10 protein-coding genes are annotated in these 11,102 nt (G+C 45.7%); 7 read left to right on the top strand and 3 right to left on the bottom strand.

All coding sequences use genetic code 11. From position 1 onward, the window contains the following. From ACTIE6_RS05950 to ACTIE6_RS05935, 4 genes are all read left to right on the top strand, one after another. Positions 1-1,855: vitamin B12 dependent-methionine synthase activation domain-containing protein (locus tag ACTIE6_RS05950; protein ID WP_439555757.1), on the top strand; the 1,855-nt coding region annotated here is incomplete at its 5' end. Positions 1,856-2,052: 197 nt separating this feature from the next. Beyond that, positions 2,053-2,601 carry a YybH family protein gene (locus tag ACTIE6_RS05945; protein WP_439555756.1) on the top strand — a complete coding sequence of 183 codons (549 nt, stop codon included), beginning with the start codon at positions 2,053-2,055 and terminating at the stop codon, positions 2,599-2,601. Positions 2,602-2,696: 95 nt separating this feature from the next. Continuing rightward, positions 2,697-3,935, top strand: a complete 1,239-nt coding sequence (locus ACTIE6_RS05940) for a NupC/NupG family nucleoside CNT transporter (protein ID WP_439555755.1) — start codon at positions 2,697-2,699, stop codon at positions 3,933-3,935. 85 nt (positions 3,936-4,020) lie between these two features. Beyond that, a complete protein-coding gene (locus ACTIE6_RS05935; RefSeq protein WP_439555754.1) occupies positions 4,021-4,941 on the top strand; it encodes a YihY/virulence factor BrkB family protein in 921 nt (306 codons plus the stop codon). A gap of 59 nt (positions 4,942-5,000) precedes the next feature. On the opposite strand, the gene sppA is transcribed toward ACTIE6_RS05935, so the two are convergent. Beyond that, the gene (gene sppA / locus ACTIE6_RS05930) at positions 5,001-6,767 is read right to left on the bottom strand and encodes a signal peptide peptidase SppA (protein ID WP_439555753.1); all 1,767 of its coding nucleotides are present in this window, start codon (positions 6,765-6,767) and stop codon (positions 5,001-5,003) included. Between the two features lie 198 nt (positions 6,768-6,965). Between sppA and ACTIE6_RS05925 the strand changes: the two genes are divergently transcribed. Continuing rightward, complete coding sequence (locus tag ACTIE6_RS05925) at positions 6,966-7,472, top strand: SixA phosphatase family protein (protein ID WP_439555752.1); 507 nt, start codon at positions 6,966-6,968, stop codon at positions 7,470-7,472. Continuing rightward, entirely contained in the window at positions 7,473-7,676 is a 204-nt protein-coding gene (locus ACTIE6_RS05920; protein ID WP_439555751.1) for a hypothetical protein, read from the top strand. Positions 7,677-7,679: 3 nt separating this feature from the next. On the opposite strand, the gene xerD is transcribed toward ACTIE6_RS05920, so the two are convergent. Further along, positions 7,680-8,576: a site-specific tyrosine recombinase XerD gene (gene xerD, locus ACTIE6_RS05915; protein ID WP_439555750.1), complete on the bottom strand. Its 897-nt coding sequence runs from the start codon at positions 8,574-8,576 to the stop codon at positions 7,680-7,682. A gap of 31 nt (positions 8,577-8,607) precedes the next feature. Between xerD and aroQ the strand changes: the two genes are divergently transcribed. Next, complete coding sequence (gene aroQ / locus ACTIE6_RS05910) at positions 8,608-9,027, top strand: type II 3-dehydroquinate dehydratase (RefSeq protein ID WP_439555749.1); 420 nt, start codon at positions 8,608-8,610, stop codon at positions 9,025-9,027. A gap of 207 nt (positions 9,028-9,234) precedes the next feature. Here the strand turns inward: aroQ and ACTIE6_RS05905 are convergent. Next, positions 9,235-11,102, bottom strand: a 1,868-nt coding sequence (locus ACTIE6_RS05905) for a zinc carboxypeptidase (protein WP_439555748.1), incomplete at its 5' end; no start/stop codon positions are given.

Below are 11,102 nucleotides of genomic sequence, written 5' to 3'. Positions count from 1 at the left end.
AGGAAAATCGCAACGCGGCCCGGATTTGAGCTGGCGACAGCTGCCGATCAAGGAGCGGATCTCCCACGCACTGGTAAAAGGGATCTCTGACTATATAGATGAAGATATTGAAGAATGCCGCCACTTGTACAGCCGGCCTTTGGAGGTGATTGAGGGACCTTTGATGGACGGAATGAGCATTGTGGGAGATCTTTTCGGCGAGGGAAAAATGTTTCTGCCGCAGGTTGTAAAATCGGCTAGGGTGATGAAAAAAGCTGTGGCTTATCTGCAACCTTTTATTGAAGCTGAAAAAAGTGAGGGAGGAAGCTCGGCGGGTAAAATCCTGCTTGCTACCGTAAAAGGCGACGTGCACGATATTGGTAAAAACATTGTAGGTGTGGTGCTCGGTTGTAATAATTACGAAATCATCGACCTCGGCGTAATGGTACCCACCGACAAGATCCTGGCGGCCGCAGAAGAGCACAATGTGGATATCATCGGGTTGTCGGGACTGATTACGCCTTCCCTGGATGAAATGGTAGGTGTAGCAAAAGAAATGGAGCGCAGAAAGCTGAAAACGCCGCTTCTGATTGGCGGGGCGACTACTTCACGCATTCACACAGCAGTAAAAATCGACCCGAATTATTCCGGTCCGGTTATTCACGTACTCGATGCTTCGCGTTCGGTACCGGTGGCCGGCAAATTGATCCAGAGTGAGAAAAGCCAGGCAGATGTACTCGCGGATATTAAGTTAGAGTATGCAAAACTGCGCGATGATCACGCCAAAAGAGGCGGTGAAAAAGCGCATATCAGCATTGAAAAAGCGCGTGAGAACAAAGCGAAGATCAATTGGAGCGAATTCACAGCAACGAAGCCGCAGTTCCTCGGAACCCGCGTTTATGATGATTATGATCTGTCGGATATTGCAAAATACATTGACTGGACACCATTCTTCCAAACCTGGCAGCTGCACGGGAAGTATCCTAAGATATTCGAAGACAAGGTGGTAGGACAGGAGGCAATGAAGTTATACGAAGATGCTGCTGTTCTGCTGGGTGAAATCATTCGTGATAAAACGCTCAAAGCGAAAGCAGTAATAGGTTTCTGGCCGGCAAATTCCATTCAGGATGATATCGTGCTGCATAGTTTCGAAGAAGAAACACGTGAAGTTCCGTGTGAGCGTCACGGTTCGCACAATCACATTGAATACCGGATCAGCCAGCATGCGGAAGAAAATCTGAATGCAGGAGAGCTGGTAGCAGATACCGCGGCGGTTTTGCATCATTTACGCCAGCAAAGTCAGAAAGCTTCCAATCTGCCCAACTATTGCCTGTCAGACTTCGTAGCGCCCTTGGAAAGCGGCCACCAGGATTATATCGGAGGGTTTGCAGTGACTGCGGGAATCGGCATTGAGCCGCTGATTGAGAAATATGAAAAAGACCACGACGATTACAACAGTATCATGATCAAGGCGCTTGCGGACAGACTGGTTGAGGCGCTTGCGGAGCTGATGCACGAAAAGGTAAGAAAGGAATTGTGGGGTTATGATAAAAGTGAAAGCCTGTCCAATGAAGAGCTGATCAAAGAAGCGTATAGAGGTATCCGTCCCGCGCCGGGCTATCCTGCCTGCCCGGATCATACCGAGAAAAGAATGCTTTTTGATCTGTTAAAAGCAGAGGAAATCGGCATTAAGCTGACGGAAAGTTTCGCTATGTATCCTGCAAGCAGCGTAAGCGGCTGGTATTTTTCACACCCTGAAAGCAGGTATTTCCCGGTTGGAAAAATATTCAAAGACCAGGTTGAGGATTACGCCCGCAGAAAAGAAATGTCTGTGGAAGACACAGAAAAATGGCTGTCCCCGGTTTTGGGATATTAATTTGTTTAGAATCAGGTATTTTCAAGGGATGTGAATTGATTCACATCCCTTTTTTTATTTGGGAAAAATATACTTTTTTATCACTATACGCGTATCTAAAATAGAGCATCGAGCAATAAACAGGTATTTATACTCTATTTTCTCAATATTTTCCAGTAGATATTTGTCTAATTGAAGTAGTAAATAGTTTATTAGCCATGAAAAGAAATATTTCAGTATTCATTCTTCTGATTCTGCTTGCATCTTCATTTAAATACAGAACCAAGGCAAGAGAAAACAGCCAGCCATTTTTGCCTGATCGTTTAAGAAATATGGTTCCCGCAAAACCTGCGGAACAAAATACATTTGAAGCTGCGGTAACTAAAATGCAGCAGGCAAATCTTGAAATGGCAAATGGTAATCCCGAGCTTTTTAAATCATTGTGGCAACAAAGTGATGATGTAACATTTTTCGGAGACAACAAAAATGCTGAACTCAAAGGTTGGAATGCAATTTCGGCCAGTCTCGACTCCACGAAGAAGCCAGTCTCTTCTGATATCAGTTATACTTTCGAAAAAATAGCCAGTGACGAAGGTGATTTACAAGCCTATCTAATACAAAAGGAACATTACAAACCTGCTGCCGGAAAATCCAGGGATTTACAGGTGACCGTCGTTTTCCGGAAGGAAAATGGCGAATGGAAAATTGTTCACCGCCACGCAGACAGTATCTTACCCTCCAAGAAATCAGACGAAACTGCTAAATAATTGCGCTGAGTCCTGATATTTAATCCGGCGTAGCACATACCGATATTTTGTTGTTATTTTTGCACCTTTGGCTAAAAAGTGACGACGGAATATTTATGGAAAGATTTACAGGACTGCTCGGTATTGTGCTGATCCTCGGCATTGCACTCGCAATGTCAAACAACAGAAAAGCAATTAATTACCGTACCGTTGGCGTGGGTCTTGCGTTGCAGTTCGGTCTGGCAGTCTTCATCCTCCGAACGGATATTGGTCAGGCAGTCTTTCAGTGGTTAGGTGAAAAAGTACAGAAGCTCCTTTCGTTTTCAGACAAGGGAGCTGATTTTGTTTTTAGCACATTGGTAAGGCCGGATCTTATGCAGCGCGCATTCGGGCCTGGTAACGATTTCGTTTTCTTCTTCAAGATTATCCCTACCATCATTTTCGTCGCTGTGCTCGTGAATATGCTCTATCATTTGGGGATTATGCAACGGGTGGTATCATTTATTGCAAGAGGTGTATACTGGCTGATGGGCGTGAGCGGGGTAGAAGCGCTTTCCAATGTAGCAAGTACATTTGTTGGACAGGTTGAGGCGCAGATCATGATCAAGCCTTACCTGAAAAATATGACCAATTCGGAGTTGATGGCTTCGATGACAGGTAGCTTTGCTTGCATTGCCGGTGGGGTAATGGCGGTCTATATTTCTTTGGGAGTACCCGCGCCTTACCTGATCGCTGCAAGTTTGATGGCGGCCCCCGGTGCATTAGTTATTTCCAAAATCGTTTTTCCCGAAACACTGCAGTCTGATTCAAAAGGTGCTGTAAAACTGGAAATCCAGAAAACGCACGCCAATTTGCTGGATGCAATTGCAGGCGGCGCTAGTGAAGGCTTGAAAGTAGGGTTCAATGTGATTGCAATGCTGATCGGTTTTATCGCGCTGGTTGCATTGCTGGATTATCTGCTGGGCTACATAGGCGGACTTTTCTCATTTCCGCAACTCAGCTTCAACTTCCTTCTAGGAAAAGTATTCTCAGTTTTCGCGTGGGCAATGGGAGTGCCTGCGAAAGACATTGAAACCGCGGGCTCATTGATGGGTACTAAAATGGTAATCAATGAATTTGTAGCCTATCTTGACCTGGTGAAGGTGAAAGATACCCTTGACCAGAAAACAATCGTTATCACAAGTTTTGCATTGTGCGGCTTTGCGAATTTTAGCTCCATCGCCATTCAGGTAGGAGGAATTGGCGAGCTCGCCCCCACGCGGCGCGCTGACCTTGCGCGGCTGGGCTTCAAAGCATTGATATGCGGTACGCTGGCTTCTTACATGTCGGCGACATTGGCCGGCTTGCTGTTATGATTAGGTAAAATCCGGTTCCTGATCTTCATGTTGGCATAGATATTTCTGACCTGTTTTCAACTTAACAGTACAGAAACACTATTCCATGAAAAATATCAAACTGTATTTCTCTATCATCAAAGAAAGTTTTGGCGAGTTTATGAACGATAGCGGGCTCAAATTGAGTGCAGCGCTATCGTACTATACCATATTTTCACTGGCGCCGATGCTGCTTGTGATCATATCGATTTTCAGTATTTTTTTCGGTAAAGATGCCATTCAAGGCGAGCTTTTTGGTCAGATCAGCGGACTGGTCGGCGCGAGTGCTGCGGAACAGTTGCAGGAAATCCTGAAAAATGCGGAGCTCTCCAATAAGTCGGGAATGGCGGCAGGAATCGGGATCGTCACGCTGCTCATCGGTGCGACCGGGGTTTTTGCCGAAATGCAGGACTCCATTAACTACATCTGGTCGATCAAATCCAAGCCTAAGAAAGGGTGGCTGCAGTACCTGAAAAACAGGCTGATTTCATTCTCTATGATACTTACCCTGGGCTTCTTGCTTGTGGTGTCACTAGGCGCGAGTGCGCTGGTTGATCTTTTGAGCAACCGGCTTGAACGCTATTTTTCGGAAGCTTCCGTAGTACTTTTCTACATCGTTAACCTGGCATTGGTACTTACCATCATAACATCTCTGTTTACCGTCATCTTCAAGGTTCTCCCGGACGGTGAATTGCGATGGAAAGAATGCATGGTAGGGGCGGGATTTACTGCTATCCTCTTCCTGATCGGTAAATTCGTGATCAGCTTTTACCTGGGTAAGTCGGATCTGGGGGCGGCTTACGGTACCTCTGCTTCCATTGTAATCCTGCTTACCTGGATTTATTATTCGTCTATTATCCTCTATTTCGGCGCCGAGTTTACCAAAGTATACGCCCGGCTGGATGGCGTCGGAATCACGCCAAATCATCATGCCGTACTGATTGTCAGGCAGGAACTTGATGAAGATACAGGAAAGGTAGTATCCTGATAAGCATAAAAAATGTCCCTTGTGCTATGTGCACAAGGGACATTTTATACTTTGCGAGTCTATTTAATAACCAACTCAAACGGCATCCTGGCCTGCATTCCGCCCATATTCATCAGCTTCTTATACATCTTTACGTAAGGCGCCAGTTCCCCCAGGTTTTTTGCAGTTACTTTCTCTTCTTCGTCTCCTATCATTTTATTAAGAAACTCGTCAAAAGGTTTTTTCTTTTCAGGATAGTAACGCACGCGGTAATCTCCTTCTGAAAGTTTAGCCGCTTTGGCGGCTATTTTCACTGCATCATTAACTCCGCCAAGTACGTCAACCAGACCGTTTTGCTTTGCTTCCACGCCCGACCAAACCCGGCCCTGAGCGAGGCTTTTCAATTTTTCCACAGACATTCTGCGACCCTGGGCTGCTTTTCTTGTGAAAGTTTCGTAACCCTCATTAACACTCTTCTGGATCATTGATTTCTCAAATTCAGTCATTTCGCGCGTTGCTGTCGGCCAATCCGCGTGCGGACTTGTGCCTACGCCATCGAAAGTAATACCCAGCTTATTGTTCATGAAATCGGTTACATTAAACACGAGCCCAAAGATCCCGATTGAGCCGGTGATCGTATTTGGCTGGGCAACAATGGTATCACAGCCCATTGCCATGTAATATCCACCAGAAGCAGCCACATCTGACATGGAAGCAATAACAGGCTTCTTCTTGGCAGTAAGCTGGATTTCGCGCCACATAATATCGGATGCAAGTGCACTGCCGCCCGGGGAATTGATCCTGATCACAACAGCTTGGATCTTATCGTTTTCGCGGATTTCTTTTAGTTCTTTTACAAACTTGTCGGATCCGATATTATCATCACCTCCGTCGCCGCTGGTAATTTCGCCCTCGGCTACCAATACACCAATACGCTTGTTGAAATCGCCTTCTTTTACTTTGGTCGGCCCTTTCAGGTATTTGCCTACGCCCACGTAAGAGATATTCTTCTTCTCGTCAACTTTCAGCTCCTTTTTGAGGTAAGATTCCAGCTCATCCTGATAACCCAGGTTGGTGATGAATTTGTTGTTCAATGCGGCTTTCGGATTTTCTACGCCAAGTGAGTCAGCCAGGTTTTGCAGTTGCGGAACAGGAATTCCCCGCGATGCAGAGATATTTTTTAGAAAGTTGCCATTAATGGCGGTAATGAGCTCGGACGATTGCTTTTTGCTCGCTTCGCTCATATCCGAGCGGGTGAACATTTCAATTGCGCTTTTGAATTCACCCACTCTAAAAACCAGCGGCTTGACGTCCAGCTTGTCGAAAGTGCCTTTGAAAAAGCTGTATTCCACAGAGAGTCCATTCCATTCAATGCCGCCTACCGGGTTTAGGTAGATTTTATCGGCAACAGAAGCGAGGTAGTATCCTTTTTCAGAGTAAGATTCAGCATAGGTAACGATGAATTTCTTTGATTTTTTAAACTCTGTCAATTGGTGCCTGATTTCTTCCAATGTAGCCCAGCCTGCTTCCGGACTGTCTGTTTTCAGATATATCCCTTTGATCTTGTCATCTGCCTGCGCGTTTTTCAAAGCTTCCAGAATGTCTTTCAAACCCACCACATCATTGTTCCCGCTGAACATTCCGCCAAAATCAGAAAAGGGATTATCAACGCCCACTTCCTGGATTGGCTGATTCAAATCGAGTTTTAGGACTGATTTGTCATTGATAACCACTTCTTCATCAGACGAAAACATAGATCCTATGCCGACCAGAATTGCGAAAGACAAGAAGAAAAAGAGGATAATGCCCACGAATGTGGCGAGCACGTACTTAAAGAACTGCAGCATTTTATATTAGTGGTATGAAGTTTTCATTTAAAGATACGTAAGGAACAAAAATATGCAGTAAATGTGTGGCGATGCGGGAGAAATATTGTCAAATGGTCGAACGCTATTTTAAGTGGTTTATAAGCTCAGGTAAAACTTTTAAGCGTGCCCCGCAAGTATTACAAACCCCGATTCTGTATTTTTGGAAAAACAATGGAGATGAAGAAGACCCTCATTTTAGTCCGTCACGCCACTGCTGAGGACCAGACTTTCAGAATACGTGATTTTGACCGTAACCTGAATAATAAAGGCCTCGCCGAAGCGGAGGTAATGGGAAAATGGCTGGCTGACTCAAATGTAAGGCCGGGTATTTTCATTTCGAGCCCGGCTTCCCGGGCATTTAAAACAGCGGAGATTTTTGCAAAGCAGCTGGGGGTCAATGTGGCTTCCATTAATTCACGCGCCGATATCTACGACGGCGGACCGAGAGCCTATCTCACCGCGGTGAACGCGGTTTCCGAGGATTTTTCAACCCTGATAATGTTCGGCCATAACCCAGATATCACCTACTTTGCCGAGTACCTTTCGGGTTCAAATATCGGCTCAATGAAGAAATCAGGAATTGCTTTTATCGAGTTCAAAGACCAGAAATGGGAAGAGATATCAGCCAAAACGGGCGATTTGATTTTGTACAAAACACCAAAACAGGTCGGGGGAATCGGGTAAATGGAAAAATCAAATAGAAACCGGCGCATTTTCATCATCGTATTCATCGCATTCGTAGCATTGTTTGCCTACATATCCTACGATATGTCGAGCCGCACCACAGCTCCCTGGAACAAGCCCAAGCAACTAAACCGCGCATTACCAGGCGCAGCTGCTGACTCCGACTCGCTCAAACTCGATTCGCTTCTGGAGGAAGTGGAGTAGCACTCAGCCCCGGGGATGGAATTCCTTTACGATCTGTTTGAGATAATCCCTGTCCAAATGCGTGTAAATCTCGGTGGTAGTAATGGACTCGTGACCGAGCATTTCCTGCACCGCCCGCAAGCTTGCGCCTCCTTCGATCAAATGGGTGGCAAATGAATGGCGGAAAGTATGCGGACTTACATTCTTCTGGATACCGGCTTTTTCGGCAATGTCTTTGATCATCAAAAAAATCATTACCCGTGAAAGCTGTCCGCCCCTCCGGTTCAGGAAAACAATGTCGCCACTATCTTTATCGGGTGCTATTTCATTACGTACATGTTCGAGGTAAATCTGCGTGTACTTAATTGCCTCTTTTCCAATAGGTACCAGCCTCACCTTATCCCCTTTCCCTAAAATCCGCAGAAAGCCGATATCAAAGTAGCAATGCGTGAGCAGCAAGCCCGTCAGTTCAGATACCCGAAGCCCGGAGCTGTATAATACTTCAATGATCGCGCGATTTCTGGTGCCTTCGGGAGTTGAATGGTCAATCGCGGCGAGCATGGATTCTATCTCTTCATAAGAAAGTACATCTGGCAATTTGCGTGGCAAACGGGGAGATTCCAGCAGCTCCGTCGGATCGTCGGTTATTTCGTTTTCGAGCACCAGGTATTTGAAAAAAGCTTTGATACCTGACAGCATTCTGGCTTGCGAATGCGCAACTAGTCCAAGTTCGGCGAGGTATTTCAAAAAAGCGGTCAGGTGCGCGTCCTCTATTTTACCGGGAGCAAGGTTGATCCCGGCGAGGGTCACAAACTCTTCCAGCTTCTCCACATCACGGACATAAGCATCCACCGAATTGCCCGAGAGCGCACGTTCCAGCCGCAGGTAGTTTTTGAAATGTTTAATGTAGCTTTGCCACATAGCAAAAAGAAAATTTAATCTGCGCGAATCAATGAAAAAGATCTTGATCCTGAATGGTCCCAATCTAAATCTTTTGGGCAAACGTGAACCTACGATTTACGGCAGCCAGTCATTTGAGGATTATTTTGAAACACTAAAAGGCACATTCCCTGGCGTAGAGCTGCATTACTTCCAGTCCAATCACGAAGGCGCGCTCATCGACAAAATACACGAAGTCGGCTTTACATTCGACGGTATCATCATCAACGCAGGCGGATTGACGCATACTTCGGTAGCATTAGCAGACGCATTATCGTCAGTAACAACCCCGGCCATCGAAGTTCATATTTCCAACATCCACGCAAGAGAATCCTTCCGTCACCACAGCTATCTCACATCAAGATGCAAAGGAATGATCTGCGGGCTGGGGCTGAGGGGTTATGAGATGGCGGTGGCTTGGTTCAATGATTGAATGATTGAATGAATGAATGATTGAATGAATTGTGAGTTAGTGAGTTAGTGAATGAATTTTGAGTTGTTGAATTATATGTTTGAAGATGTGGAGGAAATAAATGCGTTCAAACAGTAAGTCAAGCGGTAAGAGTACAATCTTTAAAATTCGCTCTTCGATAGTCACTAACTAACATATTCAGTCATTCAGTCATTCAATCATTCAAAATTACCTGAAAACCGCATTGCTAAACAGTATCTTTCCATTGTAGAGCATGGCGCGGAAGATGGGGTCGTCCATCATGTAGATTACCTGGCCGCGTCCTATTTCCTGTACACCCAGGATCAATGTATTTTTAAGCTTGCCGCTCATTTTGTTTCCTACAAAGCCCGCTTTATAGCTCGTTTCGGTCAGGTATCCTACATTCCAGCCATCTTTCAGGTACTCGCGTTCGTAGGCATCCCTTACGAGTGTAGTGTATTCTTTTGAACAGCCAAATGAGAGTGGGTGAGTTTCGTCCATCGTGAGCTGGAACATACTGCCCGGCGACGAATCACTTGCATCCTCACGCTCCTGATCACCGTATTTTTTGAAGAAGTCTGCGTCTTTTTTCTTTTCTGAAAATTTCTTGCTGAGGTTAAATCCTGACTTGTTCAGGAAGGCATCTGTGGCACCTTCCATCGCGATCAGTTTTCCGCCATTCTTTATCCAGCTTTGCAATGCTTCCAGCTGCTTCTCTCCAAGTATATCCCCATATCTTCCATCCGGCAAAATCAGTACGTCAATTTCACTCCATGGTAGCGAAGAAAGTCGGGTCGCATTCACAATGGTAACCGGATATTTGATCTGTTGCTCGAAATAATGCCAGACTGCACCAAACGATGTAGCAGAAATACCTTCTCCGCTTACAGCCACAACCTTCGGCGCGTTAATGGAAGCAACATGGTCGTCGCCAAAATCCGCACCTGAGGTTACCATCCCGGTTTTGACAGGAATAAGCTTAACAAAGTGCTTCGTGGCAAGCGAGGTTACGATTCTATCAAAATCGGTACGCTCGTTTCCTTTTTTCGTGATGATCAGTGTACCTGCCTCAAATGCCTGCTTCTCTATTTCAAATGGAATGTTAGAGGTTTTTACCAAAAAACCATTTTTGAGTAGCTCAGCGAGGAAAACTGCATCGCCAAGCTCCGACCATTTAGCTACATAAGCATACACAGGAAAACCGGGGATCGCATTCTCTGTTTTTTCAGGTTGATAGGTTGCGGGAACAAGTTTTTCTTTCAACCCATAAGCTTTCAAACCAAAAATATAAGACAAGCCCCAGCTCGTCACGTCGTAGGTAACCGAATCTTCCAGTACCGGCTTAGGTTCAAAAAGTACCCGAAGCAGATTCGATTTTGGCTGAAATGCGCTGATCAGCAAATCGTTATTTTCGATTTTCACAGACTCGTCAACAGAATTGCTCAGCTCAGTTCCCTTTAAGGTGGCAGATTTTCCCGCAATTCCATAAGAGATACCTTGCTTGCCCAGCCAGTCACTGAAATACCTGATGCGCTCTTCGCGTCCCTTTGTTTTGATAACGTAAGTCTTAAAGTTACCAGCAGGTGCTTTTGCCGCATTATCGTGGTATTTGATAAACTCGGTAACGATTTTTTCTTTTTGTGACAAAACTGCTTCGAGCGTGGCCAGCGTAGTTGCATAGTGATGCGAAATGCGGCTTTTCAATGTCAGCGTATCGTGCTCTTCCTTGCGCTCTATACCTAGCCCAGCCCTGCCGCCGCCGCCTTGCTCGTAAGTAACGCCCACAGCGCCGTTAACGGTCGGCCAGGTATCTCCGTAGCTCGGATAAAAGAGATCGTAGTTGTATTTGGTAAAATATGCCCAGTTGTTTTTGTCAAAATATTTGCGGCAGTACTCGCCGATCAGGTCGTTAAACTGTCTCTGCCAGGCTGTAATGTCTTTGTGAAAAGGTTTTGCAGCAGGAGGGAAGTAGTAGCTCCTCGAAGGCCCCATTTCGTGGAAGTCGGCGTGAAAATGCGGCATCCATTGATTGTACAGTGCGATGCGCTCCTGTGTTTCTTTCTGCGTTTGCCACG

This window comes from Dyadobacter sp. (genome assembly GCF_051859145.1).
Lineage (GTDB): Bacteria > Bacteroidota > Bacteroidia > Cytophagales > Spirosomataceae > Dyadobacter.
Note: the sequence above shows the minus strand (reverse complement) of the source record. Positions and strands in the feature narration are given on the sequence as shown.

What these genes read in the sequence shown, in the direction of transcription:
- ACTIE6_RS05945 (WP_439555756.1), top strand. Translation starts at nt 2,053, where the DNA reads ATGAAAAGAAATATTTCAGTATTCATTCTTCTGATTCTGCTTGCATCT.
- ACTIE6_RS05940 (WP_439555755.1), top strand. Translation starts at nt 2,697, where the DNA reads ATGGAAAGATTTACAGGACTGCTCGGTATTGTGCTGATCCTCGGCATT.
- ACTIE6_RS05935 (WP_439555754.1), top strand. Translation starts at nt 4,021, where the DNA reads ATGAAAAATATCAAACTGTATTTCTCTATCATCAAAGAAAGTTTTGGC.
- sppA (WP_439555753.1), bottom strand. Translation starts at nt 6,767, where the DNA reads ATGCTGCAGTTCTTTAAGTACGTGCTCGCCACATTCGTGGGCATTATC.
- ACTIE6_RS05925 (WP_439555752.1), top strand. Translation starts at nt 6,966, where the DNA reads ATGAAGAAGACCCTCATTTTAGTCCGTCACGCCACTGCTGAGGACCAG.
- ACTIE6_RS05920 (WP_439555751.1), top strand. Translation starts at nt 7,473, where the DNA reads ATGGAAAAATCAAATAGAAACCGGCGCATTTTCATCATCGTATTCATC.
- xerD (WP_439555750.1), bottom strand. Translation starts at nt 8,576, where the DNA reads ATGTGGCAAAGCTACATTAAACATTTCAAAAACTACCTGCGGCTGGAA.
- aroQ (WP_439555749.1), top strand. Translation starts at nt 8,608, where the DNA reads ATGAAAAAGATCTTGATCCTGAATGGTCCCAATCTAAATCTTTTGGGC.